The organism is Telluria sp. AC161 (assembly GCF_979258535.1).
Genome location: NZ_OZ409861.1, coordinates 3,641,577 through 3,667,118 on the forward strand (window position 1 = coordinate 3,641,577; position 25,542 = coordinate 3,667,118).

A 25,542-nucleotide genomic window follows, 5' to 3' on the forward strand; every position below is an offset into this window, starting at 1 on the left:
CCGTTTTTTATTGTGGAGCGATCGCCCCTTTTACTGCGCCTGTGCAGGCCCTTCACCGGCAAGCCTGCGGTACCTCTCACTGCACTGCCCCGCCCTCGCCCAGCCGGGCGATGCGCAGCAGATTGGTGCTGCCAGCTGCGCCGAATGGCATGCCGGCTGCGATCACGACGATCTCGCCCGGCGCCGCAAGATGCTCGCGCCAGGCGGTGGCGCAGGCAAATCCGGTCATCTCGGAAACCGACGCCACATCATGCGTCAGCACCGCATGCACGCCCCATACCAGCGCCAGCCGGCGCGCCGTCGCCAGCCGCGGCGTCATGCCGAGAATCGGTGCGCGCGGGCGCTCGCGCGCAATGCGCAGCGCCGAGTGGCCGGAGCTGGTATAGGCAACGACCGCGGCCGGGGCCAGCAGGGCGGCCACGCTGCGCATGGCCAGGCCGATGGCATCGGCGATCTCCGCGCGCGCCGGACTGTGGCTGGCCTGGATGCTCTCGGTGTAGTGGGTATCGGCCTCGGTTTGCACGATGATGCTGTTCATCATCGTGACCGCTTCGAGCGGAAATTTGCCCGACGCCGATTCGGCCGACAGCATCACGGCATCGGCCCCGTCATAGATGGCGGTGGCGACGTCGGATGCCTCGGCCCGGGTCGGCACGGGCGCGGCCACCATCGATTCGAGCATCTGGGTGGCGACGATCACCGGTTTGCCAAGGCGGCGACAGACCCGCACGATGCGCTTCTGGATTGCCGGCACCTGCTCGGCCGGCATCTCGACCCCGAGGTCGCCGCGCGCGACCATCACGGCGTCGGCCGCGTCGACGATTGCATCGAGTTGTGCGATCGCCGCCGGCTTTTCGAGCTTGGCGACGATCGCCGCACGCTCGCCCACCAGCGCGCGCAGTTCGTGGATATCCTCGGCGCGCTGCACGAACGACAGCGCGATCCAGTCCACGCCCAGTTCGAGCCCGAAGGCCAGGTCGGCGCGGTCCTTGGCCGTCAGCGCCGACAGCGGCAGCACCACGCCAGGCACATTGACGCCCTTGCGATCGGACAGCAAGCCGCCATTGACGACCGTCGTGTCGGCCCGTTCGCTATCGAAACCCTCGACCCGCAACTGGATGCGGCCATCGTCGAGCAGCAGCTCGGTGCCGACAGCGAGTGCGGCAAAAATTTCGGGGTGCGGCAGCGCGACGCGGGTGACGTCGCCAGGCCTGGCGGCATCGAGGTCGAGCCGGAACGCGGCGCCCTTCTCAAGCCTGACCGGACCGTCGGCGAAGGTGCCGATGCGCAGCTTGGGGCCCTGCAGATCGAGCAGCACGCCGATCGGCCGGCCCACGCTGTGTTCGAGGGCGCGCAGGGTATCGAGCCGGCGCCGGTGGTCGTCGTGCGTACCATGGCTGAAATTGAGGCGAAACACGTCGGCGCCGGCACGGAACATGGCTTCGAGCGTGGCCGTATCGGTGCTGGCCGGTCCCACGGTGGCGACGATCTTGGCTTTGCGGTCACGGTTCATCGGAGGGTCTCCATGGCAGGATCAAGAATGAGAAAGGCGCGAAAATCGTTGACATTGGTCAGCGTCGGCCCGGTGATGACGGCGTCGCCCAGCGCCTGGAAAAAGCCGTGGCCATCGTTGCGGTCGAGGCTCTCGCGCGGAAGGATTCCCTGGGCGAAGGCGCGCGCCAGCGTGTCCGGCGCGATGTACGCGCCCGCGATCTCTTCGCGGCCGTCCACCCCGTCGGTGTCGCCGGCCAGCCCATGCACGCCGGCGGCGCCGCGCAGCGCGAGCGCCGCCGCCAGCAAAAATTCCACATTGCGCCCGCCGCTGCCGTCGCCGCGCAGCGTGACGGTGGTTTCGCCGCCGGACAGCAGTACGCACGGCGCCCGGAACGGCTGACCGCGCCGCGCCGCCTGCAATGCGATGGCGGCCAGGGTCTTGCCGACGTCGCGCGCCTCGCCCTCGATGCCATCGCCGAGAATGTACGCGTCGATGCCGGCCCGGCGCGCAGCCGCGGCCGCGGCGGCAAGCGCCATCTGCGGCGTGGCAACCAGCCTGACCTCGTTGCCGGCCAGGCGCGGATCGCTCGGCTTGACGGACTCGCCGGCCCCGCTGGCCAGTATCTCGCGCACGTGCGGGGCCAGCGCAATGCCGTAGCGGTCGATGATCGCCAGCGCATCATGGCAGGTGCTGGCATCGGCCACGGTGGGACCGGAAGCGATATCGCACGGGTCATCCCCCGGCACGTCCGAAATCAGCAAGGTGATCACGCGCGCCGGATGGCAGGCGGCCGCCAGGCGCCCGCCCTTGATCGCCGACAGGTGACGCCGCACGCAGTTCATTTCGCCGATGCTGGCCCCCGAAGCCAGCAATGCGCGGCTGAGCGACTGCTTGTCCTCGAGCGTGATGCCGGGCAGCGGCAGCGGCAGCAGCGCCGACCCGCCGCCCGACACGAGGCACAGCACGGTGTCGGCAGCGTCGAGCTGCGATACCAGCGCCAGCATGCGCGCGGCGGCGTCGCGCCCGGCACCATCGGGCACCGGGTGCGCGGCCTCGACCACCTCGACCTGTGCGCAGGGCGCGCCATGGCCGTAGCGCGTGACCACCAGGCCTTCGATGCCGTCGCCCCAGTAGTCCTCGACCACGCGCGCCATCTCGGCCGACGCCTTGCCGGCGCCGATGACGATCAGGCGGCCGGCCGCGGCTGATGCCCCCTGGCGCGGCAGGCATTGCTCCAGGTGCGGCATCATGCAGTGCACCGGCTGCGCCGCCGCAATCGCAGTGCGAAACAGCTGTTCGAGAAAAGCGCGTTCGGCGCCGGTGCCGGCATGTGCCCCGGCCAGCGCGCTGTTGACTGTCATGTCCATCATCATCTCCATGGGTCCGGGCCGGCTCAGGCGTTCGCCTTGCGCGGACCCGCGCCGCCGATCAGGTTGAGCGCAACCGCATCGGCCTCGCCATGCACATCCGGCTCCGGCGCTGTTAGCGGTTCGACCGGGTGGCCGTCGAGAATACGGTGCATGCGCACGGTGTCCACGGCGCCGACCCAGCGCGCCACGGCGACCGTGCCGACCGCATTGCCGATGGTATTGGTGATGGCGCGCGCTTCCGACATGAAGCGGTCGACGCCGAGCAGCAGCACCATGCCGGCCACTGGAATATTGCCCATCGATGCCAGCGTGGCGGCCAGCGTGATGAAGCCCGAGCCGGTCACCCCGGCCGAGCCCTTCGACGTCACCATCAGCACGCCGAGGATCACGAACTGGTCCATCAGCGACAGCGGCGTATTGGTGGCCTGCGCAATGAAGATCGCAGCCATGGTGTAGTAGATGCACTGACCATCGGGATTGAAGGTGACGCCGGACGGCACGACCAGGCCCACGACAGGCTTCGAAACCCCCAGGTGTTCCAGCTTGTGCATCAGCTGCGGCACGACGGATTCCGACGAGCTGGTGCCCAGCACGGTGAACAGCTCGTCACGGATGTAGCGCAAAAATTTCCACAGGCTGAAGCCGGCGATACGGGCGATCGTGCCAAGCACGAACACGACGAACGCCACGCAGGTCAGGTACATGCATGCCATCAATTGGCCGAGCGATACGAGCGATTCGAGACCGTATTTGCCGACCGTGAAGGCAATCGCACCAAAGGCAGCGATCGGTGCGATGCGCATCACCATGGCCACCACGACGAACATGGCGTTGCTGAATGCTTCGAGCACATCGACCACTGGCTTGGCACGCCGCCCCATATGCGACAGCGCGATGCCGAACATCGTGGCAAACACGAGGATCTGCAGGATATTGTTGTTGGCCAGCGCATCGACCACGCTGGTGGGCACCATGCCCAGCAGGAAATCGATGAACCCGCCCGACGTCGCCGCGGCCGAGGTGTAATTGCTGATCGCGCTGGTGTCGAGCGACTTGGGATCGACGTTCATGCCGACGCCCGGCTGGAACACATTGACCACGAGCAGCCCCAGCAGCAGGGCAAACGTCGACAGGACCTCGAAATAGATCAGGGCCCGCACGCCGACGCGCCCGAGCTCCTTCATGCTTTCCATCTTGGCGATGCCAAGCACGACCATGGCAAAGATGACCGGTGCGAACACCATCTTGATCAGGCGAATGAAGAGGTCGCCGAGCGGCTTGAGATCCTCGCCGAGTTGGGGATACAGAAATCCGATCAGGCCGCCGGCAACGACGCCGATCAGGACCTGGACATACAGCTTTCCGAAGAAGCGCTTTGACATAGGGTGTCTCCTTGATAGGTGCTGCTCGGTACGCGCCCGCCCGGCTCTGCGGCGGGTCGATGCTGGGCACGTACGGAAATGCGCCGCGCCGCGCGAAGGCGCGGGCGGCAGGCTGCCGGGCGGCGGGCGCCGCGACTGCCGGATGGGGCGCTCAGGCGGCGCGGGCCGCGACGCTGGCGCGTTGACCGATGAAGTCGCACACGGCGCTGGTGACGTCGGCGGTACTCGCCTTGCCACCCAGGTCGCGCGTGTGCAGCGCGGGATTGGTCGTCACGCTTTCGATGGCGGCCATGACATCGCGCGCCGCAGCATCCTCACCCAGGTGTTCGAGCAGCATCACGACCGACCAGAAGGTGCCGATCGGATTGGCCAGGCCCTGGCCCATGATGTCGAACGCCGAACCGTGGATCGGCTCGAACATCGACGGATAACGGCGCTCCGGATCGATATTGCCGGTTGGCGCAATGCCGAGGCTCCCCGCCAGTGCCGCCGCCAGGTCGCTCAGGATGTCGGCATGCAGGTTCGTCGCGACGATGGTGTCGAGCGTGGCCGGCCGGTTGACCATGCGCGCCGTGGCGGCATCGACCAGTTCCTTGTCCCATTTGACGTCAGGGAATTCTTTCGAGATCTGGACCGCGATCTCGTCCCACATCACCATCGCATGGCGCTGGGCATTGCTCTTGGTGATCACGGTCAGCAGCTTGCGTGGACGCGACTGCGCCAGCTTGAACGCGTAGCGCATGATGCGTTCGACGCCCACCCGGGTCATCATGCTCAGATCGGTCGCCGCTTCGATCGGGTGCCCTTGGTGCACGCGACCGCCGACGCCCGAGTATTCGCCTTCGGAATTCTCGCGCACGATCACCCAGTTCAGGTCTTGCGGCGCGCAGCGCTTGAGCGGACCATCGATACCCGGCAGGATACGGGTTGGGCGCACATTGGCGTACTGGTCGAAGCCCTGGCAAATCTTGAGCCGCAGGCCCCACAGGGTGATGTGGTCGGCAATATCCGGATCGCCGGCCGAACCGAACAGGATCGCATCCTTGTCGCGCAGCGCATCGAGGCCATCGGCCGGCATCATGACGCCATGCTTGCGGTAGTAATCGCCACCCCAGTCGAAATCCTCGAAGTTGAACTGGAACGTACCGCTGGTTGACGCCAGTGCCGCCAGTACTTGCTGGCCTGCCGGCACGACTTCCTTGCCGATGCCGTCGCCTGGAATGGTTGCGATGTTGTAGGTCTTCATTGTTGCTGTCTCCGTCAGGGGTGATGTTGTGAGCACCACTTTATCGGATGAAGACGGTTACAAGAGAACCATAATTCAAAGCATTGTTAACTTAGTTTTAATAATCGCGGCAATATCGGTCAGGGACGACGAAGCCAGGCGCTCGCCAACAGCCAGCCCTCTCCCATCATGGGCGAACTTTCGACGACGGCTCTTTTTGGTTATATGATCATGTATCCGGGGCGGACGGTTCAGCAGGATCGCGCATACAAAAATTTTATCTCGTCTCAGGAGCATGCCTTGATCAAAAGCTCGCTACCCCTGCTCGCAGCCGGTGTCCTGGCAGCCCTCCTTGCCGGACCAGTCCTGGCGCAGGGAGAAAAAGTCTCGTCCGCTGTCGAGCTGGCACGCCAGGCGGACCGGCTCAAGCCCGGCCAATGGGTGTGGGCGCCGCAGATTTCACCGCAAGGCCCGCTGCTGGTCTTCGTCGACCTGTCGAAACAGCTCGCCACTGTCTACCGCAACGGCGTGCGCATCGGCGTGAGCACCGTTTCCACCGGCAAGCCCGGGCACGAAACACCGACCGGCGTATTCACCATCCTGCAAAAGGATGCGAAACACCGTTCCAGCAAGTACAACAACGCGCCGATGCCGTTCCAGCAGCGCCTGACCTGGGACGGTGTCGCACTGCATGCCGGCGGGCTCCCCGGCTACCCGGAAAGCCATGGCTGCGTGCATCTTCCCTTCGCCTTTGCCAAGGCCCTGTTCGAGACGACCGGCCATGCCACGACCGTCATCATCGCTGGTAATGCAGCCCATCCCGTCAGCACCGGGTCGGGTGACGTGCTGGCGCCGTCGGATGGCGACGTGCCGGACACCGGCTTCTGGAATCCCGAACGGTCCGCATCGGGGCCGGTAACCATCGTGATGTCGCGCAGCGACCAGGCGCTGATCGTGTTGCGCAACGGGGTCGAGATCGGCCGTTCGCCCATCGCGCTGGATCAGGGCAACGATGCAACCCATGTCCTGACACTGACTGAAGATGCCGATGGCCAGCCGGCCTGGGTCTTTGCCGGGGTGTCGGGCCATGAGGACGAAGCCGGCCGTGTCGTCAACGAGGCCACCCGCAACCTGGTGCGCATTCCGCGCGAATTCCATGAACAGGTGGCGCCGATCCTGCGTCCCGGCACCACCTTGCTGGTGACCCAGGCGCCGCTCAGGAGCGGCCAGCCGGGTACCGGTCTCACCGTGATAAGCAGCAGCCCCTAGAAGGTCAGAAGCGGCGGTGTCCGCTGTCCATTTCGCAGCGGCCGTTGAAGGCGATCATGCCTTCGACGGTGATCGCGCCGCTGCGGCGATCGATGTTCAGCGTCGGCCGGTTCAGCGCGTTCAGGCGGAAGCGGCCCCGGATCTCGTTGTGACCGACGAGCAGCTCATCGATATCCCACCACGGCTGCTATCAACGCACTTGACAACGGTGCCGATATTGCAAGGCTCAAGAATGGCTGGGTCATGCAAACATCGCGACTACACGCATTTATGACCGCCGCCAGAGCCGTCCCGAGGATAGTCCCACATTTAAGGTCACATACTAAAAGCTGCTAACGCAACTAGACGAAGAGTCGTTTTAGGGAGGGCTCAGATCGAATACAGCAGGCTTCCAGGGTTGGACGAGCCCGCATGAAGAGTTGCTATAGACCTGACACTGTCGAGCAAGACCGTTCTCGTCAAGACGAAGGTGTACAGCAGTCTGGAAGCGCAACGCACGCCCGTCGAGCAGATCCTCGACTATTCAGTTCGCAAGCCACTTTTCGTTAAATCGTTCTCTGAAATCTTCAACAATATCTTCAAATCTTTTGAAGCCCTCGTCGCGCATTTTCTTTGCGAAGCTAATGCTTTGCTCCGTTCCACTAACTGCAGACCAGTAGAAGTGGACAATGCCTTTGGCATCACGTTGGTTCATGCGCATAATCGTCTGCCGAATCCCGCTTTTGAGGGAACCGGATGCGTTAGGGGACGTAAGTATTGGGTCAAAAACCTGCTCGTGAAGAAACCGAAGTACTTCCGCCTTTTTTACGCTATTTGTTGGATCGAGCATAATTTTTCTCTGTAAGTAAGAGCGCGCCTCTCCAAAAATGTGCACTGTTCATGCACTACCCTTTGATCAGGATCTCGATCTGCGTTGGGTCGATACCGAACATCATTGACAGCCCCTGCTTGGCCTCTGCAATGGTCAACGGACGTATTGCAACGGCTTTATCGGCGACTAACCCGCCAGGGGTTTGAGGCTGCGCGTCATCTTCGGCTGACAATGTGTTCGGAGCCCACAGTGCCTCATCAGTGGCAGCTATTGGCCCGCTTTCGAACAACCCCTCGTTTTGCAACTCCAGAACATTCGAAAAATCTCGCTCGAGATCAGTTGGGATTTCGTACCCAAGGGCACGATTGAGCGCAAGCCACGTGGTCTCCGGTCGCGGGCGCGCAAACTCGCCACAGTCCGGCTCTTCGTAGCGTCGAGGCATCACCCCGTGGATTCCAGCGGCTCTCGCCAACGCTGCTCGGCTCATACCCAGCAACTCCCGTCGGGCTCTCAGAGCCATAGGAAATTCCGGCGAATACGGATGAGGCAGCATGTTCTTGGAGGACGGATGTACTACGTAGTTCGACATATTTCACCTTATAGAGTAAGTAGGGGGCAAGACGTAGCTCACATGTCACTTAATATAACTTATAAATCATCAATCAACAAACAAAAGTTGAATTAAGTTATAAAAAACCATTGCAAACCTTCTAATCAATAAGGAACATCGATGAAAAAGTTCTAGAAAAGTTGCATTCATGAAGAAGTTGCTCACTTCACGTCGATGCACGCAACTGCTCGCTCACGAATGCTGCCAGCCGTTTAATGGGACAAACCAACTTCAACCCTCATGAGCTCAAACGGCCATTTCAATAGCCCAGCGTCAGATCAAACGGTGCAACCCACATCTAGACGACGAGCGTCTAGTGGAGTTTGTAGGCACAGCGCTTCGGGAAGCGAGGCCAGAAGGCCGCGCATAGAGCTTCGTCGACGTGGCGAATTTGTGTATGCCATGGCCGACAAGACGTTGGGCACGGAAACCGTCCGCTAGATGTTTAAAGATTGTGGTAAGTGTCCGCCAACGCCAGTAGGCAGCAGCGGATGGCCCTGCGGAGCATCGTCGACCAGACGAATCGTCGCGCCGCGAGCCACGTAGTTGAAGAGATTTACTTACACAGCCGTTACACAGCTCAGAACGTTACACAGAAAAGGAATCAGAGGTCGCAAGGAGAATCGCATAAGCCCCTGATTTTTCAAGGAAAATTTGGTAGGCCTCCCGTGAGTCGAACACGGCACCAACGGATTATGAGTCCGCTGCTCTAACCAAGCATGAGCTAGAGGCCCAGAAACTGGGATGGTGGCAAGCAAACGCCACCTGCCCATCAACACGAACGTGATGAGCGAAGTGGCGAGAGCATATTGCCTTTAGTACAGGCGCGTCAAGCCCGCATCAACAATCAGCTGTTGTTCTCGAGGAAGCTCTTGAGCTTGTCCGAGCGCGACGGATGACGCAGTTTGCGCAGCGCCTTCGCTTCGATCTGGCGAATCCGCTCACGGGTGACGTCGAACTGCTTGCCGACCTCTTCCAGCGTGTGGTCGGTCGACATCTCGATGCCGAAGCGCATGCGCAGCACCTTGGCTTCGCGTGGCGTCAGCGAGTCGAGGACGTCCTTGACCACGCCGCGCATCGAGGCGTGCAGCGCGGCGTCGGATGGCGCCAGCGTGTTGTTGTCTTCGATAAAATCGCCCAGATGTGAATCGTCGTCGTCACCGATCGGCGTTTCCATGGAAATCGGCTCTTTCGCGATTTTCATGATCTTGCGGATTTTATCTTCCGGCATTTCCATCTTGATCGCGAGCGTGGCCGGATCGGGCTCGGCGCCGGTCTCTTGCAGGATCTGGCGCGAGATCCGGTTCATCTTGTTGATCGTCTCGATCATGTGCACCGGAATACGGATCGTGCGCGCCTGGTCGGCGATCGAACGGGTGATCGCCTGGCGAATCCACCAAGTTGCATACGTCGAGAACTTGTAGCCGCGGCGGTACTCGAACTTGTCCACCGCCTTCATCAGGCCGATATTGCCTTCCTGGATCAGGTCGAGGAATTGCAGGCCGCGGTTGGTGTACTTCTTGGCGATCGAAATCACCAGGCGCAGGTTGGCCTCGGTCATTTCGCGCTTGGCCTTGCGCGCCTTCATTTCACCGGCCGCCATCTGACGGTTGATGTTGCGAAGGTCAGGCAGCGGCAGCACGACGCGCGCTTGCAGGTCGATCAGGCGTTGCTGCAGTTCCTTGATCGTCGGGATGTTGCGGCCCAGGATCGCGCTGTAAGCGTGGCCGGCGTTGACTTCGCCATCCACCCATTCCAGGTTCGTCTCGTTGCCCGGGAAGACCTTGATGAAGTGGGCGCGCGGCATGCCGCAGCGGTTCACGGCCACGTCGAGGATCTGCTTTTCGATGTGGCGCACTTCGTCGACCTGGCCGCGCAGCGTGTCGCACAGCTTTTCCACGACCTTGGCCGTGAAACGGATGCCCAGCAGCTCGTTGGAGATCGCGTCCTGCGCCTTGACGTAGGCTTTCGAGTTGTAGCCATCCTTTTCGAACGCCTTGCGCATCTTGTCGAATTGCTGGGCGATCTCGGCGAACTTGGCCAGAGCCGTGACCTTCAGCGCTTCGAGCTGCTCGGCCGAGTAGCCGGCGGCGCCCGAGTTGCTTGGCGCCTCTTCTTCTTCCTCTTCGCCTTCGGCGTCGTCCTCGTCTTCTTCGTCCTCGTCCGACTCGCTGGCGACGGGCGCGGCGACCTGCGGCGTGTTGTCTTCGCCTTCCTGGTCAACCAGGCCGTCGACGATTTCGTCGATCTTGATTTCGTCGCTGTCGATCTTGGCGGCGGTACCGATGATCTCGGCAATCGTCACCGGGCAAGCCGAGATGGCCTGGATCATGTCCTTCAGGCCGTCTTCAATGCGCTTGGCGATCTCGATTTCGCCTTCGCGCGTGAGCAGCTCGACCGAGCCCATTTCGCGCATGTACATGCGAACCGGATCGGTGGTGCGGCCGAAATCGGAGTCGACCGTCGAAAGCGCAGCTTCGGCAGCCGCTTCGGCTTCATCGTCGCTGGTGGCGTTGGGGACGTTGTCGGACAGCAGCAGCGTCTCGGCATCGGGCGCGTGTTCGTAGACAGCAATGCCCATGTCGTTGAACGTGCCGATGATGCCTTCGATCGCTTCCGGATCGACGATGTTTTCGGGCAGGTGGTCGTTGATCTCGGCGTACGTGAGGAAGCCGCGCTCCTTGCCCGACTTGATCAGGGCCTTGAGCTTGCTGCGGCGCAGCTCGAGTTCTTCTTCGCTGGCCTCGGTATCGGACGAGAACGCATCCTTGAGCAGCGCCTTCTCTTTGGCCTTGCGGTCCTTGGCCTTGGCCTTGTCCGCAGCCTTGAGCTCGGCGCGCTCGACCGCGTTCAGCGCGGCGATCTCGTCGTTTTCAGGGGTAAATTCTTTGGGCTTGCGACCGCGCCGGCCCGGCACTTTGACAGACGGCAAGACGTAGCCCGACGTATCGATGGCGGCAAGCGTGGCCGCATCGGTCGTCTGGTTGACAGGCGCCGAGGTCGCCGTACGCACCTCAGCCTTGTCTTGCGCGTTGTCGGCCTTGGCGGCGGACGTTCTCGTGGTCGTGGCAGCCACGTTGGTTTCGGGTTTCTTGGTTGGCACAGGCGCTTTCGATGTCACAACGACTAACTTTACGGTGGTTAAGAATAAAGTTTTGTTACCTTCATCATCCTGCAGGCACAAATCCATGCCCCGCTAACTAATACTCCACGCACGCAATTGAACCAAGAAGTGTTTCAACAGTTGCAATAGTTAGCGTTTTATTATAGCACGCACCCTTTCTTTTTCCAGTCGTGAGCGCCTTGGCCCACGGGGAGAAAGCCCGTGTTCATCGGGGTGCCATCGCCGCAGTCGCTTCACGTTCCAGAAGGTCCAGCTGGGCAGTAATCTCGCGATAGCGAGTACTGACCTGATCTGGGGTCAAGCCGGCAGAAAACAACTGGTTCAATTCTTCTCGTAACGAATCCATCTTGATTTGGCGTACTGAACTGAGCAGGACGATGCGGTCGCCATCGACCTCGTTTTCGGGTTCGGCGGCAATTTCGGCAATCATGCCATCATACTCGTTAGTGACTTCATGCAACTGTTGTGACAGTGCGGCAAACGTACCGTGCGGGCCCAGGGCCTGCGCGGTATCGATCAGATGCCGCAGGCGATCCGCGCCCTCTTCGCCGAAATAGTCGAAGGCGCTCAGCGCGACCTCGTCAAGTTCCAGTGCCAGGTGCGGATGCGCGACCAGGATGCGAAGCATCTTGCGTTCCAGGCCCACCGGCTCGGGCCGGCCCTGACGCGGTGGCGCGCGGCGCGCGGTGGCCACCGGTTTAGACAACTCGAACAGGCTTTCGATCTCCGCCGGCGTCGATTGCGTCATGCTGGCCAGGCCGCGCACGATCTGCAGGCGCAGGCTCGACGGCGTCATCGATTGCAGCAGCGGCTTGGCGTCGAACTGCGACCTGGCGCGGCCTTCCGGCGTGTCGAGATCGTGCTCCTGCGTCACTTCGCGCAGCAGGAATTGCGACAGCGGCATCGCATCGGCAATTTCTTGCTCGAAGGCTTCTGCGCCGCGCTCGCGCACGAAGCTGTCTGGATCGTGCTCTTGCGGCAGGAACAGGAACTTGATGGTCTTGTTATCGCTCACTTGCGGCAGGCACGCTTCGAGCGCGCGACGGGCAGCCTTGCGGCCGGCCTTGTCGCCGTCGAAGCTGAAGATCACATCGTCGGTCTGGCGCAGCAGCTTTTGCACGTGGGTACTGGTGCAGGCGGTACCGAGCGTGGCCACCGCTTGCGGGAAGCCCAGCTGGGCCAGCGCGACAACATCCATATAGCCTTCGGTCACCAAGACATAGCCGGCGTCGCGAATCGCCTGGCGCGCCTCGAACAGGCCATACAGCTCCAGGCCCTTCTGGAACAGCGGGGTTTCAGGCGAGTTCAGGTACTTCGGTTCGCCGCCGTCGAGCACACGCCCGCCAAAGCCGATGACCTGGCCTTTGGTATTGCGGATCGGGAACATCACGCGCTCGCGGAAGCGGTCGTAGCGTTTGTGGCGGTTGCCTTCTTCGTCGACCTTGTCGATCACGAGGCCCGACTCGACCAGCACATGGGCCTCGTACTCGGGGAAGACGGCGCGCAGGCTGTCCCAGCCGGCCGGGGCATAGCCCATGCCGAAGCGGGCCGCCACTTCGCCGGTCAGGCCGCGGTTCTTCAGATACGCGATGGCGTCCGGCGCGTCGCGCAGCTGGGCGCGGTAAAACGCGCACGCTTGCGTCAGCGCATCGGTCAGCGCCAGCGATTGCGCCTGTTGCGCGGCGCGCTGGGCCGGCGGGATCTTGTCGTCGACGTCGGGCACGATCATGCCGACGTTCTGGGCCAGGTCTTTCACCGCATCGACAAAGCCCATGCCCGAGTATTCGATCAGAAAGCCGATCGACGTACCATGGGCGCCACAGCCGAAGCAGTGATAGAACTGCTTGGTCGGGCTGACCGTGAAGCTGGGGGACTTTTCGTTATGAAATGGGCACAGGCCCATGAAGTTCGCCCCGCCCTTCTTGAGCTGGACGTAGCGGCCCACGATATCGACAATGTCGACCCGGTTGAGCAAATCGGTGATGAAAGTTTGCGGAATCACTTGAGCTTACACAGTGTTTGTCTAGGGCCAGACTATACCGCAGCGCTTGCTGCAAATTGATATGCAACAAGTTGTCGCCCCTGCCTGAGGGCGGGCAGAGACGACGCGTTGCAGGTGACGCTTACGCGCCAGCCAGGGCTTTCTTGACCAGGCCGGAGACCACGGTCATGTCGGCGCGGCCAGCCAGCTTTGGCTTGAGCACGCCCATCAGCTTGCCCATATCTTGCGGGCCGGTCGCGCCGGTTTCGGCAACGGCAGCAGCGACTTCGGCGGCGATTTCTTCGTCCGACAGACCAGCCGGCATGTACGCCGACAGGATGACCATCTCGGCCTTCTCGATGTCGGCCAGGTCGGGACGGTTGCCGGCTTCAAACTGGCTGATCGAATCCTTGCGCTGCTTGATCATTTTTTCGATCACGGCCAGCACCTGGGTGTCGTCCAGCTGGGTCTGCTCGTCGAGTTCCTTGCGCTTGACTTCGGCAATGATCAGGCGCACCGCTGCCAGGCGGCCGGTTTCCTTGGCGCGCATGGCGCTTTTCATGTCTTCGGTCAGTTGTTCTTTTAAGCTCATGGGATCTCCGTATTCAAAAGGGTGAAACGACAAAACCCGCTGCGGCGAAACCGAAGCGGGTTTGCGGACTTCAGCGACTCGCCGGGACTGGCAATGCCGTCACCGGGTCTTGGCCGTCTGAACTGTCTTAGTACAGTTTCTTCGGCAGTTGCTGGCTGCGGATGCGCTTGTAGTGACGCTTCACTGCTGCTGCCAGCTTGCGCTTGCGTTCTGCGGTCGGTTTTTCGTAGAACTCGCGTGCGCGCAGTTCCGTCAACAGACCGGTCTTTTCGATGGTGCGTTTGAAGCGACGCATGGCGACTTCGAACGGCTCGTTTTCTTTAAGGCGGATAGTGGTCATGTAAAAATCAAACCGTTGGATTTAGGGAAGAACGAAATTCTAGCATCGTTTGCAGTCCAGTGGAAGCTTTAATCACGAAGTGGTGTTTTCAAGTGTCAACTATTTGCCACCGCCAGACCGGCTGCCACACCCGATGCCCAGGCCCACTGGAAGTTGTATCCGCCCAGCCAGCCGGTCACGTCGACCGTCTCGCCGATGAAGTACAGGCCGGGCACATTGTTGGCCATCATCGTCTGCTGCGACAGGCCGCGGGTGTCGACACCGCCCAGCGTGACCTCGGCCTTGCGGTAGCCTTCCGAGCCGGTCGGGACGATGGCCCAGCGGTTGATGGCGTCGCCCAGCGCACGCAGTTTCGCGTCAGCCATGTCGGCCAGGCGCGCAGTAGCGTCAAAGCCATTGGCCGCGAGCAAGCCTTCGGCCAGGCGTGCCGGCAGCCACTGCGTCAACACATTGCCCAGCTGCTTTTTCTCGGTTTTCTTCAGGCCGATCAGCGTGTCGGCCACGTCCATTTCAGGCAACAGGTTCAGCACGATCGGCGTGCCCGGCTGCCAGTAGCTGGAAATCTGCAGGATCGCCGGGCCGGACAGGCCGCGGTGCGTGAACAACAGATCCTCACGGAAGTGCCCGCCCCGCGCACCCTTGCCTTTGCTGCTGCCGGTGCTGACCTCGACCTCGAGCGCGATGCCCGCCAGCGGCACGAACGGCTCCCAGCTCGGGCCGTCGAACGTCAGCGGCACCAGGCCCGGACGGGTCTCGACCATTTTCAGGTCGAATTGCGTGGCGATGCGATAGCCGAGATCGGTCGCGCCGATCTTCGGAATCGACAGGCCGCCCGTGGCGACCACGACACTACCCACCAGCAACTCGCCGGCGTCGGTCTCGATGGCAAAGCCATCCTCGGTCTTGCGCACACCGGCCACTTTGCAGGGCATGCGCCACTCGACACCGCCCAGGTCGCACTCGGCGCGCAGCATCGCGATGATCTGCTCGGCCGAATCGTTGCAGAACAATTGGCCGCGGTGCTTTTCGTGGTGGGCGATCCGGTATTTCTTGACGAGCGCCAGGAAGTCTTGCGCCGTGTAGCGCGACAGCGCGCTGCGGCAGAAATGGGGATTGTTCGACAGATAATGCTGCGGCCCGGCATTGACGTTGGTGAAGTTACAACGTCCACCGCCCGAGATGCGGATCTTTTCGGCCAGCTTGGCCGCGTGGTCGACCAGCATCACGCGCTTGCCGCCCTGCGCCGCCACGGCCGCGCACATCATCCCGGCCGCGCCCGCGCCGATTACCGCCACATCGAATTGATTTGCCATGCCTGCCACCACCTTTGCTCAACCCGCCATTGTAAGGCAGCGGCGGATTGGCGAACAGCGGCGCGGTGGGTCTTTACTCGGCCACTGGCAGGCTGCGGGCGCGGATCTTGCGCGAGACTTCGACGCAGTACGCCACCTGCGTGGCAATCGATGGCGGCACCGGCACCTCGCCGCGCAGCGCGGCGCCGATCCAGGCGGCCGTGGTGGCTGCGTCACGGCCGTCAGGCACGATGGCCAGGTCGTCGGTAGGCGCATCGCGCTCCACCAGCAGGGCGCGCTGGCCGGCGTGGAACCAGTCGATGCGCTGGGCGCGGTGCGGGTGGGCGACGGTTTCGCCCTCGGTGCCGCGCATCAGGAATGCGTCGCCCCGGGTTTCACTGTCGACGCCTTCGAAGTACTCGCCCAGCGTTACCAGGTATTCAGGGTGCGTGTACGACACCAGGCGCAGCGCCGGGCCGTCGAACGGCTGCAGGATCTTGACAATGGTATGGGTCGAATTGCGCACACCCAGCACGCGGCGCAGTTCGAGCATGCGCGCCAGTTCCGGGGCCAGGCGCTCGATCGGCATGAAGGCCACGCGGCCGTGAACGAATTCGTTGTGGACTTCGGCGCCGGTGGTCGCGTCGGTCACGCCCAGCTCGTGCAGGATTTCAGCGGTGGTGACGCGCCCGGGATCGTTGCTCACGCCATGCACCAGCACCGGCACGCCTTCGCGCGCCAGCAGCAGCGCCAGCAGTGGCGTCAGGTTGGCCAGCTTGCGCGAACCGTTATAGGTGGGAATCGATACCGGCGCGAATTCGCCGCGCGGTGCCGGCAGCGGCGTGAACGCGGCGCTCGCTGCATCCATGAAGCCGGCCAGTTCATCGACCGACTCGCCCTTGATGCGCATGGCGAGCAAAATGGCGCCCAGTTCGAGGTCGGACACGCGACCCTCGAGGATGGCCGCGTACAGCCGGTGCGCGTCGTCGCGCGTCATGCTGCGCGCCCCTTTTACGCCGCGGCCGATTTCCTTGATGAAGGGGGCAGCGATAAAGCGTTCGATATCGGTAGTCATGACAAAAGGATACACGGGAACGTCGCGCTGCGGCAGCACGCACGGGTGCAGAGCGCAGCGCGACGCCGCCCGACGCCGCCCGACGCTGCCATTTGGGGCCGCGCATGTGCACATACAGCAATTTCCGCTTACACTGATCCATCCCCCAAAAGAAATATAGATCGCATCATGACCAGTACGCCACAAATCGAAAATACCAACGTCAGCTCGTTCGCCCGCATGCCAACGCCGGTCGAGCTGCATACCACCCTGCCGCTGAACGAACGCGCCTATGCCACCGTGATGCAGGGCCGCGAAACGCTGCGCAATATTCTGGATCGCAAGGACAAGCGCCTGTTCGTCGTCGTGGGTCCGTGCTCGATCCATGATCCCGAAGCCGGCCTGGACTATGCGCGCCGGCTCAAGGCGCTGCAGGACGAGGTGAGCGAGACGATGGTGCTGGTGATGCGCGTGTACTTTGAAAAGCCGCGCACGACCACCGGCTGGAAGGGCTATATCAATGACCCGTTCATGGACGATTCGTTCCGTGTCGAGGTTGGCATGGAGCGGGCGCGCCAGTTCCTGCTGGATGTCTGCGAAATCGGTTTGCCGACCGCGACCGAGGCGCTCGACCCGATCTCGCCGCAGTACCTGGGCGACCTGATCGCCTGGACGGCCATCGGCGCGCGCACGACCGAATCGCAGACGCACCGCGAAATGTCGTCCGGCCTGTCGACGCCCGTGGGCTTCAAGAACGGCACCGATGGCGACGTGAGCATTGCGATCAATGCAGTGCTGTCGTCGTCGAACCCACATGCGTTCCTGGGCATCAATGGCCAGGGCTCCGTGTCGATCGTGCGCACCAGCGGCAATGCCTATGGCCACGTCGTGCTGCGCGGCGGCGGTGGCCGGCCGAACTATGATTCGGTCTCGGTGGCCATTGCCGAACAGGCGCTGACCAAGGCCAAGCTGCCGGCCAACCTGGTGGTCGACTGCTCGCACGCCAACAGCTACAAGAAGCCGGAGCTGCAACCGCTCGTCATGTCCGACGTCATCCAGCAAATCCGTCATGGCAACAAGTCGCTGGTCGGCGTGATGATCGAGTCGAACATCGTCAGCGGCAGCCAGTCGATTCCAAGTGACCTGTCGCAGCTGACCTATGGCTGCTCGGTGACCGACGGCTGCATCGGCTGGGAAGAAACGGAAACCATGCTGCGTGAAGCGCACAAGGAATTGCTGCAGCGTCCGTAACAAACCGTGCAACATCCGCAGGGTGGGCGGCGGCGCCCTCCGCCCTGCGGTAGAATGCCCGGTTCCGCTCAATCTACCTGGCCTTCCCCATGATCGTTCTCGGCGTCGAATCCTCCTGCGATGAAACCGGCTTTGCTCTGTATGACACCGAGCGCGGCCTGCTGTCCCACGCCCTGCATTCGCAGGTCGCAATGCACGAAGAATATGGTGGTGTGGTGCCCGAACTAGCCTCGCGCGACCACATCCGGCGCGCCATTCCGCTGCTGGACGAGGTGCTCAAGCGTGCCAATCTGCCGGCGTCAAATATCGACGCCATCGCTTACACGCAAGGCCCTGGCCTGGCCGGCGCGCTGCTGGTCGGCTCGTCGGTGGCGTGCAGCCTGGCGCTCGCGCTCGACAAGCCGGTACTCGGCGTGCATCACCTCGAAGGCCACCTGCTCTCGCCGCTGCTTGCGTCGGAACGGCCGGACTTCCCGTTCATTGCGCTCCTCGTCTCGGGCGGTCACACACAGCTGATGCGCGTGGATGGTGTGGGCAGCTACACGCTGCTGGGCGAAACGCTGGACGATGCCGCCGGCGAAGCCTTCGACAAGTCGGCCAAGCTGCTGGGCCTGGGGTATCCGGGTGGCCCGGCGATCTCGCAACTGGCCGAGCGCGGCGATCCGGCAGCCTACAAACTGCCGCGGCCGATGTTGCACAGCAAGGATTTCAACTTCAGCTTTTCGGGCCTGAAGACGGCGGTGCTTACCGTCGTCAAGAACCACGACGTCAAGGTGATTGCGGATATTCCCGAACAGGACAAGGCCAATATCGCGCGCGGCTTTGTCGACGCGATTGTCGACGTGCTCACCGCCAAGTGCGTGAGCGCCATGAAGCACACGGGTTTGAACCGGCTGGTGATCGCCGGCGGCGTCGGCGCCAACAAGCAACTGCGCGCGTCGCTCAATGCGGCAGCGGCCAAACGCAAGTTCAAGGTCTATTATCCGGAGCTGGAATTTTGCACCGACAATGGCGCAATGATCGCGTTTGCCGGCGCGATGCGTCTTGAGCGCAACCCTGCGCTGGCGCAGCGCGATTACGCGTTCAATGTGCGTCCGCGCTGGCCGCTGGACGAGCTCGAAGCGGCCTGAATACCGTCCCAAAACCAGTCGTAAGCCAGGAGAAACAGCCTGCCGCCAACATTGAACTTGCCTGTCTGACACCGATCCTACGGTGTGACCGTTGCCATTAAAACGGTGGCAATATCCGTCGATCAAGTTTTACGGAGGTGAGCAATGCGCGTAGTCAGCTGGAATATTCATTGGGGTTGTGGCAAGGACGGTCGGATCCGCATTCACGCGATGATCGACGTGCTGCGCCGCCTGAACCCCGATGTGATTTGCCTGCAAGAGGTGGCTGCCAATCACCCCGAGCTCGAAGGCAGCGCCAGCGCCAACCAGTTCAAGCAACTCGCCGGCGCCTTCGGCGGCTACCACGCGATGGAACACGCGCCGAGCGAGATTTACCAGAACAATGTCCCGCGCCTGTTCGGCAACCTGATCCTGTCCAAGTACCGCATCTCGCAAGTGCACCGGCACCTGCTGCCGTGGCCGGCCGACCCGGACCATGCGGCCGGCATGCCGCGCGGCCTGCTGGAAACCGTTGTCGAAGCGCCTGGCGGCAAGCTGCGCCTGCTCACGACGCATCTCGAATATTATTCGCCCGTCCAGCGCATGGCGCAGGTCAACCGCATCCGCGAACTGCATGCCGAGGCCAGTGCCCGAGCCCTACTGTTCCAGCCCGATCCGAACCTGGACGCGCCATTCCAACTGGGCTTTCGGCCCGGCTCGGCAATCCTGTGTGGCGATTTCAATTTCGCGCCCGATGCGCCGGATTACGCGACACTGCTGGCCGCGCCGGAAGGCAGCGCGCTGGCGCTGGTCGATGCCTGGCGCGTGGTGCACGGCGACATGGCGCGCGCGCCGACCACCGGGCTGCACGGGTATCCGTGGCCCGAGCGGCCTGAATGCTACGATTATTTCTTCGTCACTGACGACCTGGCGCCGCGCCTGACCGCCGTTGACGTGCAGTCCGAGACGGCGGCGTCGGACCACCAGCCGGTGGTCCTCGATCTGACTTAAGCGACGGCGTCGGCCGGCGTTTCAAGACCTGGAATCTCGCGCAGCGCGCGCTCGAATACTTCAGGCAACTGACCGCCGGAAATCAGGTGTTTCTGATTGATGATCACGGCCGGCACCGACTTGATGCCGGCGTTCAGGAAGAACTGCTCGCGCTCGCGCACTTCGTCCTTGTACTCGTCCGATGCCAGGATGCGCGCGGCCGCTTCGCGCTCCAGGCCCACGCTTTCGACGGCGCGCAGCAGCACGGCGTGGTTGCTCGGGTCTTCGCAGCGGGTGAAATACGCTTCGAGCAGCGCAACCTTCAACTGACGCTGCTTGCCTTCTTCTTCGGCCCACGACAGCAGGCGGTGCGCGTCGAAGGTGTTGTAGATGCGGCCGCGCCGTTCCATGTCGAACGTAAAGCCCACGGCGGCGCCGCGCTCGCGGATCATTTCGCGGCTGGATGCCTGCTGCTCGAGGCTGGCGCCATATTTTTCAGTGACGTGCTCGACGATGTCCTGGCCTTCCGGCGGCATGTTCGGGTTCAGTTCGAACGGCTGGAAATGCAGGTCGACGCGCACGTCGTCGCCTAGTGTCAACAGTGCCTGTTCGAGCGATTTGAGACCGACTGCGCACCATGGGCACGAGACGTCCGACACGAAATCAATCCTGAGTTGCTTGGTCACGGCGTACCACCTTTCTGTCCGGCGCGGCACGAATGTGCCGCTATTGCCGACCATGGTAACGCCTCGGCAAAAAAGCCGCGCACGCTGCCCTGCTTTGCCTTATTTTGCCTTTTTGGCACCGGCCGACTTGCTGCCGAGCTTGGACTCCTTGCCCGCGATCAGGTTGCCGATATTGCCGCTGTGACGCCACACGAGCAGTGCGCTCATGACGATCACGGCCAGCAGAATGGCATCGGCGCCGAACAGCATGCCGTAGTACAAGGGCGCGAACACCGCAGCCACCAGCGCGGCCAGCGACGAGTAGCGGAAGGCGTAGGCGATGATCAGCCAGGTGGCCAGCGTCGCCAGCCCCAGCCATGGATTGATGCCGAGCAGCACGCCCAGCGCGGTGGCCACGCCCTTGCCGCCGACAAAGCGGAAGAACACGGGCCACAGGTGGCCGATGAACACGGCGATGGCGACGAGCGCGATGCCGGTATCGTCCAGCCCGTAGTCGTAGCCATAGCGCACCGCCAGCCAGACGGCCAGCCAGCCCTTGGCCGCGTCGCCAACCAGCGTGGCAATCGCGGCTTTCTTGCTGCCGCTGCGCAGCACATTGGTGGCGCCGGGGTTTTTCGAGCCATACGTGCGCGGGTCGGACAGGCCGAACGCGCGGCTCATCACGACCGCGAAGGAAATCGAACCGAGCAAATACGCGGCAATGGTGGCAATCAGGGTGTTCATCGTGTCTCTTTCGTGGGCGCCGGTATCGGGCTCATTCTTCTACCGGAAATTGGTGCGTGAATATACACCATCGGATGCATGCGGCGAAGCTACTCGGCGATGGCGCAGATCACTGGGTGCGCCTGCAGCACATCGACCAGCACGCGCGGATCGATGCCCACCAGATAGCCGCGGCGTCCGCCGTTGATGTAGATCTTGTCGAGCTGCAGGATGCTTTCTTCGACATACACCGGCATCGCCTTGCGGATGCCGAACGGCGATGTTCCACCAACCAGATACCCTGAATGGCGCTGGGCCACATCCGGCTTGCATGGTTCGACCGACTTGCAGGGGATGGCGCGGGCCAGATTCTTGGTCGACACCTTGCAATCGCCGTGCATCAGAACGATCAATGGCTTGGCTGCTTCATCCTGCATGACCAGGGTCTTGATCACGTCATGCTCCGGCACGCCCAGCGCGCCGGACGAGACCGATGTACCGCCGTGCTCCTGGTACGCATACGGATGCTCGGAAAACGCCACGCCATGCTTGCGCAGGAATTGGGTGGCGGGGGTCTCGGAGACGTGCTCTTTCTTGGCCATGCGTGTTACGCTAAAGACGAACAATAGGGGTTTCTATTATGCAGGAAGAACTTCGGTTTGCCACCTTCAACACTTTCAATCTGGCACCTCCCGGTGCACGCTTGTACGACAATCTGGCACCCACGACGGCCGACGAATACGAAGCCAAACTGGACTGGACGGCGCACCAGCTCGACCTGATCAATGCCGACGTGATCGGCTTTCAAGAAATTTTTTCGCAGAGCGTGCTGGCGGAAGTCTTGCAGCGCACGCGGCGCTACCGCGACGCGCACCATATCGGCTTCGATCCCGACCCGGGTGCGGCGCGCCTCACGCCCAGCGTGGCCCTGGTCTCGCGCCTGCCGCTGGCCGAGCCGGGCACCGAACTGGGCAAGTTTCCGGCCAATGTCACGATGCCGGCCGGCAGCCGCGACCCCGATCGCTTCACGCGCGCGCCGCTGCATGCGGGCGTGATTGCGCCGTCGGGCGTGGTGATCGACGTGATCGTCGTGCATTTAAAATCGCGCCGCCCCGATTACCGCTCGAGCGACAGCGGGGCCGACCCGCACCTGTACGCGCTGGCATGCCTGCGCTCGCTGATCCGGCGCGGCACCGAGGCCACCGCGCTGCGCGTGCTGCTGACAAATATGGCGCACACGCACCGCCGCCCGCGCATCGTGCTGGGCGACTTCAACGACGTGGCCGATTCGGTGACGACCGAGATCGTGCTGGGTGCAGGCACGCCGCAGGCCGAGCGCCTGTATGACGCGAGCCAGGTGCAGCGCCGGCTCGATCACCAGCGCCATGTGGGGTTTTCAATCCTGCACGACACGCGCCACTCGACGATCGACCATATCCTGGTGTCGCCCGAATTCAATCCGGCGCTGCCCGAGGCGATCGGCGAAGTCATCGACGTGGTGTACCTGAACGATCACCTGAACCTGGCATTGCCCGAGTCGTCGGACCACGGGCAGGTGCTGGCCAGGATCCGGCTGTTCGACTAGGGTCGCCGCATCAAGGCCACCGCACTAAGGTCTCCGCATCAAGGTCTCCGCATCACGGTCTCATATACCAGGCCCGGTGCGGGCTCAGGTTCGGCCGTGTACTGGCCGCGCTGGCATAGAACCCCTGGTAATCGTCGCACCCATGCCGGCGCAGAAAGTCGAGCTGCTCGGCGGTTTCCACGCCCTCCCCCACCACCCGCAGCTGCAGGCTGCGCGCCACCGCGATGATGGCCGGCACCATCGCGGCATCCACCGGATCGTGCCCGACGTCGCCCACGTAACTGCGGTCGATCTTGACCGTGGTGAGCGGAAAGCGCCGCAATGCTTCCAGGCTCGACAGGCCGGTGCCGAAGCGGTCGATACTCAGCCGCACCCCGCGGGCACGCAGCGCCAGCGCCGTAGCGGCAAACGCGGGCTCGCCCCGGATCAGCGCGTCTTCTGCGATCTCGAGCTCGAGCGCTCCGGGTGGCAAGCCGGCGCTCTCCAATGCGGCATCGATTGCCGGCAGCAAGCCGTCGTGCCCCAGCTGGGCATCGGACAGGTTGACCGCCACCGCGACGGCGGCCCCGGCATGGCGCCACGCACGCGCCCGCTGGCAGGCTGCGCGTAGCACCCATTCACCGATCGGAATGATCAGCCCGGAATCCTCGGCCACCGGCAGGAATTCGTGCGGCAACAACAGCCCGCGCTGCGGATGACGCCAGCGCAGCAACGCTTCGACCGATGTCACGCGTCCGGTCGCCACTTCGATTGCGGGCTGGTATTGCAGCATGAATTCCTTGCCGTCGAGCGCCTGGCGCAAGCGGTTTTCCAGCTCGACGCGCTCGATCACATGGGCGTTCATGGCAGGGCTGAAAAACTGGAAGCTGCCGCGCCCGTTCTGCTTGGCGTGGTACATCGCGACATCGGCGTGGTGCAGCAGGGTATCGACTTCGGCGCCATCGTCGGGGCACAGCGCGATGCCGATCGAGGCCGACAGCGTCACTTCCTGGCCGCCGATGTCGATCGGCAGCGCCACGGCCTGGGTCACGGCGAGGGCCACGTGCGCGGCCTGGTCGGCGCCCTTGATGTCGGCCAGCAACACGACGAACTCGTCGCCGCCCAGCCGGCTGATGGTGTCGACCTGGCGCACACAGGCGCGCACGCGCAGCGCCACTTCGCGCAGCACGATGTCGCCGGCCTGGTGGCCGTGGGTGTCGTTGACGGCCTTGAACTTGTCGAGGTCGAGAAACATGACGGCGGAGCTGCTGCCCTGGCGGCGCCAGGTGGCCAGCGCCTGGTGCAAGCGGTCCAGGAACAGGATGCGGTTGGGCAGGCCCGTGAGGGCGTCGTGCTCGGCCTGGTGGCGCACCTGTTCTTCGATGCGCTTGCGCTCGCTGATATCGGACAGCATCGCCATATAGCTCGACACCTCGCCATGCGCATCGCGAATGGCCGTCAGCGTAACGCGCACCGGATAGCGCTGGCCGTTGCTGCGCGCGCTGGCCAGTTCGCCTTCCCAGTGGTCGGCGCCCTCGAGCCCGGTCCAGACGCGTTGATAGAAGTCGTCGTCGACACCCCAGCCGAGGCTGGCCAGCGGCTGGCCGATGATCTGCTCGGGCGCATGCCCGGTGATGGCGGTAAAGGCGCCATTGACGGCGCGCACGCGGTACTCGGCATCCATCATGATGATGGCGTCGCGCGCGTTCTGGAACACTTGCGCGGCCTGCTCGAGATTGGTCTCGGCCTCCTTGCGGGCCGTGATGTCGATTTCCATGCAAAACACTTCGTGCATCACGTCGTCGTGCTTGACGGGATAGTGGCACGAATACACCCAGTGGCGCCGGCCCGTCATCGATTGCACCAGCCAATCGCTTGCCTGTGGCGCCTGGCCGGTGCGCCAGATAGTGGCGATGACGTCTTCGAATTCGCTCTGGCGGTCGAGGTGGAATACCAGGTCGCGAAACGCGCGGCCGACGGCGTCGCCCGACGGGATGCCGTACAGCTCTTCGCTGGCGTGGTTCCAGAAGCGGATGATGCCGGCGCGGTCCATCGAGTGCACGGCCACGGCCGGGGCCAGCTCGAGGGCCGTGACGAAATGGTAGAGCCAGTCGAAGGCTTGTACGCCGCCCCCGGATGGGTCGGCCGCCGGACGACCCGGGGAATCTGGCAGTAGCTTGCTCACGGCAGCGCCTTTCGCTTGGGCGGTGACAGCAATCAGGAAGACAAGCCTGTCAGTGGCATGCTGCGAGACACGCTTTGTGTGCGAAGCGGCACATGGCGCGCTGGCAAAAATCGGGGAGGTAAGAAGGCAATTGCACCCTGCCATCAACTTGGGCAGCCAGCTGACCGCTTGTCGCATTCAGATGGCTCAGACCGCAATTGCCGCGGTTAGTTCAATGATAGGTTCAGGCCGGGCTGGCAGGCACGGCTGCCGGAGCAACGGCGTCGCTGTCGGTCTTGTTGTCGCTGTCGGTACTGCTGTCGCTGTCGCTGTCTTGCACGATGGCGTTGCCATCGGCATCGACGTCATTCTTTGGTTCGAGCTTGCGCTTGGCCTTGTCGTCGGCCTTGCGCTTCTTGTCGAGTTCCCGTTGCCGTTTTTCGTATTGAAAATTATTCCGTGCCATAGTCACCTCGATATGATGGAGCGGTAGGGGTACCGTCCTGACCGGCCATTATGGACTACCGGGCC

At 62.9% G+C, this 25,542-nt stretch carries 23 protein-coding genes and 1 tRNA gene; 6 read left to right on the forward strand and 18 right to left on the reverse strand.

All coding sequences use genetic code 11. The features are described 5' to 3' along the window. Positions 1-76: 76 nt before the first annotated feature. The 4 genes from pyk to ACZ0AJ_RS16220 all read right to left on the reverse strand — a co-directional run bounded on the left by pyk (position 77) and on the right by ACZ0AJ_RS16220 (position 5,493). Entirely contained in the window at positions 77-1,513 is a 1,437-nt protein-coding gene (gene pyk / locus ACZ0AJ_RS16205; RefSeq protein WP_499455507.1) for a pyruvate kinase, read from the reverse strand. Further along, entirely contained in the window at positions 1,510-2,856 is a 1,347-nt protein-coding gene (locus tag ACZ0AJ_RS16210; protein ID WP_499456802.1) for a glycerate kinase type-2 family protein, read from the reverse strand. Before ACZ0AJ_RS16210 ends, pyk begins: the two co-directional genes overlap by 4 nt. Before the next feature lie 32 nt (positions 2,857-2,888). Continuing rightward, positions 2,889-4,247 (reverse strand): dicarboxylate/amino acid:cation symporter, encoded by a 1,359-nt coding sequence (locus ACZ0AJ_RS16215; protein WP_499455619.1) that lies wholly within the window; start codon positions 4,245-4,247, stop codon positions 2,889-2,891. A gap of 151 nt (positions 4,248-4,398) precedes the next feature. Then, positions 4,399-5,493: a tartrate dehydrogenase gene (locus ACZ0AJ_RS16220; protein WP_499455509.1), complete on the reverse strand. Its 1,095-nt coding sequence runs from the start codon at positions 5,491-5,493 to the stop codon at positions 4,399-4,401. 279 nt (positions 5,494-5,772) lie between these two features. Between ACZ0AJ_RS16220 and ACZ0AJ_RS16225 the strand changes: the two genes are divergently transcribed. Both ACZ0AJ_RS16225 and ACZ0AJ_RS16230 read left to right on the forward strand, forming a co-directional pair. Beyond that, a complete protein-coding gene (locus ACZ0AJ_RS16225) occupies positions 5,773-6,741 on the forward strand; it encodes a L,D-transpeptidase (RefSeq protein ID WP_499455510.1) in 969 nt (322 codons plus the stop codon). 16 nt (positions 6,742-6,757) lie between these two features. Further along, positions 6,758-7,015: a hypothetical protein gene (locus ACZ0AJ_RS16230; RefSeq protein ID WP_499455512.1), complete on the forward strand. Its 258-nt coding sequence runs from the start codon at positions 6,758-6,760 to the stop codon at positions 7,013-7,015. 249 nt (positions 7,016-7,264) lie between these two features. Here the strand turns inward: ACZ0AJ_RS16230 and ACZ0AJ_RS16235 are convergent, their stop codons facing one another. From ACZ0AJ_RS16235 to ybiB, 9 genes are all read right to left on the reverse strand, one after another. Beyond that, positions 7,265-7,570 (reverse strand): hypothetical protein, encoded by a 306-nt coding sequence (locus ACZ0AJ_RS16235; RefSeq protein WP_499455513.1) that lies wholly within the window; start codon positions 7,568-7,570, stop codon positions 7,265-7,267. A 55-nt stretch (positions 7,571-7,625) separates the two neighbouring features. Continuing rightward, positions 7,626-8,141: a helix-turn-helix domain-containing protein gene (locus ACZ0AJ_RS16240; RefSeq protein ID WP_499455514.1), complete on the reverse strand. Its 516-nt coding sequence runs from the start codon at positions 8,139-8,141 to the stop codon at positions 7,626-7,628. 676 nt (positions 8,142-8,817) lie between these two features. Further along, positions 8,818-8,896, reverse strand: a tRNA-Ile gene (locus tag ACZ0AJ_RS16245). A 113-nt stretch (positions 8,897-9,009) separates the two neighbouring features. Continuing rightward, positions 9,010-11,265 carry an RNA polymerase sigma factor RpoD gene (rpoD, locus tag ACZ0AJ_RS16250; RefSeq protein ID WP_183556376.1) on the reverse strand — a complete coding sequence of 752 codons (2,256 nt, stop codon included), beginning with the start codon at positions 11,263-11,265 and terminating at the stop codon, positions 9,010-9,012. 226 nt (positions 11,266-11,491) lie between these two features. Beyond that, positions 11,492-13,288 carry a DNA primase gene (gene dnaG, locus ACZ0AJ_RS16255; protein WP_499455623.1) on the reverse strand — a complete coding sequence of 599 codons (1,797 nt, stop codon included), beginning with the start codon at positions 13,286-13,288 and terminating at the stop codon, positions 11,492-11,494. Positions 13,289-13,409: 121 nt separating this feature from the next. Further along, entirely contained in the window at positions 13,410-13,859 is a 450-nt protein-coding gene (locus ACZ0AJ_RS16260) for a GatB/YqeY domain-containing protein (protein ID WP_499455516.1), read from the reverse strand. Positions 13,860-13,986: 127 nt separating this feature from the next. Further along, positions 13,987-14,199 (reverse strand): 30S ribosomal protein S21, encoded by a 213-nt coding sequence (gene rpsU, locus ACZ0AJ_RS16265; protein WP_005665410.1) that lies wholly within the window; start codon positions 14,197-14,199, stop codon positions 13,987-13,989. Positions 14,200-14,294: 95 nt separating this feature from the next. After that, complete coding sequence (locus ACZ0AJ_RS16270; RefSeq protein ID WP_499455518.1) at positions 14,295-15,512, reverse strand: BaiN/RdsA family NAD(P)/FAD-dependent oxidoreductase; 1,218 nt, start codon at positions 15,510-15,512, stop codon at positions 14,295-14,297. Positions 15,513-15,585: 73 nt separating this feature from the next. Then, positions 15,586-16,566, reverse strand: a complete 981-nt coding sequence (ybiB, locus tag ACZ0AJ_RS16275) for a DNA-binding protein YbiB (RefSeq protein ID WP_499455520.1) — start codon at positions 16,564-16,566, stop codon at positions 15,586-15,588. Positions 16,567-16,734: 168 nt separating this feature from the next. Between ybiB and ACZ0AJ_RS16280 the strand changes: the two genes are divergently transcribed. The 3 genes from ACZ0AJ_RS16280 (at position 16,735) to ACZ0AJ_RS16290 (ending at position 19,916) form a co-directional block, all read left to right on the forward strand. Continuing rightward, entirely contained in the window at positions 16,735-17,796 is a 1,062-nt protein-coding gene (locus tag ACZ0AJ_RS16280; protein ID WP_499455521.1) for a 3-deoxy-7-phosphoheptulonate synthase, read from the forward strand. Positions 17,797-17,885: 89 nt separating this feature from the next. Further along, positions 17,886-18,926, forward strand: a complete 1,041-nt coding sequence (tsaD, locus tag ACZ0AJ_RS16285) for a tRNA (adenosine(37)-N6)-threonylcarbamoyltransferase complex transferase subunit TsaD (RefSeq protein ID WP_499455522.1) — start codon at positions 17,886-17,888, stop codon at positions 18,924-18,926. Positions 18,927-19,070: 144 nt separating this feature from the next. Continuing rightward, on the forward strand, positions 19,071-19,916 hold the full coding sequence (locus tag ACZ0AJ_RS16290) for an endonuclease/exonuclease/phosphatase family protein (protein ID WP_499455524.1): 846 nt from the start codon (positions 19,071-19,073) through the stop codon (positions 19,914-19,916). On the opposite strand, the gene ACZ0AJ_RS16295 is transcribed toward ACZ0AJ_RS16290, so the two are convergent. The 3 genes from ACZ0AJ_RS16295 to ybaK all read right to left on the reverse strand — a co-directional run bounded on the left by ACZ0AJ_RS16295 (position 19,913) and on the right by ybaK (position 21,885). Beyond that, the gene (locus ACZ0AJ_RS16295; RefSeq protein ID WP_499455525.1) at positions 19,913-20,581 is read right to left on the reverse strand and encodes a DsbA family oxidoreductase; all 669 of its coding nucleotides are present in this window, start codon (positions 20,579-20,581) and stop codon (positions 19,913-19,915) included. The two genes, ACZ0AJ_RS16290 and ACZ0AJ_RS16295, sit on opposite strands and share 4 nt — an antisense overlap. A 99-nt stretch (positions 20,582-20,680) precedes the next feature. Beyond that, entirely contained in the window at positions 20,681-21,304 is a 624-nt protein-coding gene (plsY, locus tag ACZ0AJ_RS16300) for a glycerol-3-phosphate 1-O-acyltransferase PlsY (protein ID WP_499455527.1), read from the reverse strand. Between the two features lie 89 nt (positions 21,305-21,393). After that, the gene (gene ybaK, locus ACZ0AJ_RS16305) at positions 21,394-21,885 is read right to left on the reverse strand and encodes a Cys-tRNA(Pro) deacylase (RefSeq protein ID WP_499455529.1); all 492 of its coding nucleotides are present in this window, start codon (positions 21,883-21,885) and stop codon (positions 21,394-21,396) included. Between the two features lie 38 nt (positions 21,886-21,923). On the opposite strand from ybaK, the gene ACZ0AJ_RS16310 reads away from it, so the two are divergent. Further along, the gene (locus ACZ0AJ_RS16310; protein WP_499455531.1) at positions 21,924-22,868 is read left to right on the forward strand and encodes an endonuclease/exonuclease/phosphatase family protein; all 945 of its coding nucleotides are present in this window, start codon (positions 21,924-21,926) and stop codon (positions 22,866-22,868) included. 52 nt (positions 22,869-22,920) lie between these two features. On the opposite strand, the gene ACZ0AJ_RS16315 is transcribed toward ACZ0AJ_RS16310, so the two are convergent. Together ACZ0AJ_RS16315 and ACZ0AJ_RS16320 are read right to left on the reverse strand one after the other, a co-directional pair. Further along, positions 22,921-25,032: a putative bifunctional diguanylate cyclase/phosphodiesterase gene (locus tag ACZ0AJ_RS16315; RefSeq protein WP_499455628.1), complete on the reverse strand. Its 2,112-nt coding sequence runs from the start codon at positions 25,030-25,032 to the stop codon at positions 22,921-22,923. A 223-nt stretch (positions 25,033-25,255) separates the two neighbouring features. Continuing rightward, positions 25,256-25,477: a hypothetical protein gene (locus ACZ0AJ_RS16320; protein WP_499455532.1), complete on the reverse strand. Its 222-nt coding sequence runs from the start codon at positions 25,475-25,477 to the stop codon at positions 25,256-25,258. Between the last annotated feature and the right edge of the window lie 65 nt (positions 25,478-25,542).

Excerpts from the sequence above, each read along its gene's own strand:
- pyk (WP_499455507.1), bottom strand. The coding sequence starts at position 1,513 with ATGAACCGTGACCGCAAAGCCAAGATCGTCGCCACCGTGGGACCGGCC.
- ACZ0AJ_RS16210 (WP_499456802.1), bottom strand. The coding sequence starts at position 2,856 with ATGACAGTCAACAGCGCGCTGGCCGGGGCACATGCCGGCACCGGCGCC.
- ACZ0AJ_RS16215 (WP_499455619.1), bottom strand. The coding sequence starts at position 4,247 with ATGTCAAAGCGCTTCTTCGGAAAGCTGTATGTCCAGGTCCTGATCGGC.
- ACZ0AJ_RS16220 (WP_499455509.1), bottom strand. The coding sequence starts at position 5,493 with ATGAAGACCTACAACATCGCAACCATTCCAGGCGACGGCATCGGCAAG.
- ACZ0AJ_RS16235 (WP_499455513.1), bottom strand. The coding sequence starts at position 7,570 with ATGCTCGATCCAACAAATAGCGTAAAAAAGGCGGAAGTACTTCGGTTT.
- ACZ0AJ_RS16240 (WP_499455514.1), bottom strand. The coding sequence starts at position 8,141 with ATGTCGAACTACGTAGTACATCCGTCCTCCAAGAACATGCTGCCTCAT.
- ACZ0AJ_RS16260 (WP_499455516.1), bottom strand. The coding sequence starts at position 13,859 with ATGAGCTTAAAAGAACAACTGACCGAAGACATGAAAAGCGCCATGCGC.
- rpsU (WP_005665410.1), bottom strand. The coding sequence starts at position 14,199 with ATGACCACTATCCGCCTTAAAGAAAACGAGCCGTTCGAAGTCGCCATG.
- ACZ0AJ_RS16270 (WP_499455518.1), bottom strand. The coding sequence starts at position 15,512 with ATGGCAAATCAATTCGATGTGGCGGTAATCGGCGCGGGCGCGGCCGGG.
- ybiB (WP_499455520.1), bottom strand. The coding sequence starts at position 16,566 with ATGACTACCGATATCGAACGCTTTATCGCTGCCCCCTTCATCAAGGAA.
- ACZ0AJ_RS16280 (WP_499455521.1), top strand. The coding sequence starts at position 16,735 with ATGACCAGTACGCCACAAATCGAAAATACCAACGTCAGCTCGTTCGCC.
- tsaD (WP_499455522.1), top strand. The coding sequence starts at position 17,886 with ATGATCGTTCTCGGCGTCGAATCCTCCTGCGATGAAACCGGCTTTGCT.
- ACZ0AJ_RS16290 (WP_499455524.1), top strand. The coding sequence starts at position 19,071 with ATGCGCGTAGTCAGCTGGAATATTCATTGGGGTTGTGGCAAGGACGGT.
- plsY (WP_499455527.1), bottom strand. The coding sequence starts at position 21,304 with ATGAACACCCTGATTGCCACCATTGCCGCGTATTTGCTCGGTTCGATT.
- ybaK (WP_499455529.1), bottom strand. The coding sequence starts at position 21,885 with ATGGCCAAGAAAGAGCACGTCTCCGAGACCCCCGCCACCCAATTCCTG.
- ACZ0AJ_RS16310 (WP_499455531.1), top strand. The coding sequence starts at position 21,924 with ATGCAGGAAGAACTTCGGTTTGCCACCTTCAACACTTTCAATCTGGCA.
- ACZ0AJ_RS16320 (WP_499455532.1), bottom strand. The coding sequence starts at position 25,477 with ATGGCACGGAATAATTTTCAATACGAAAAACGGCAACGGGAACTCGAC.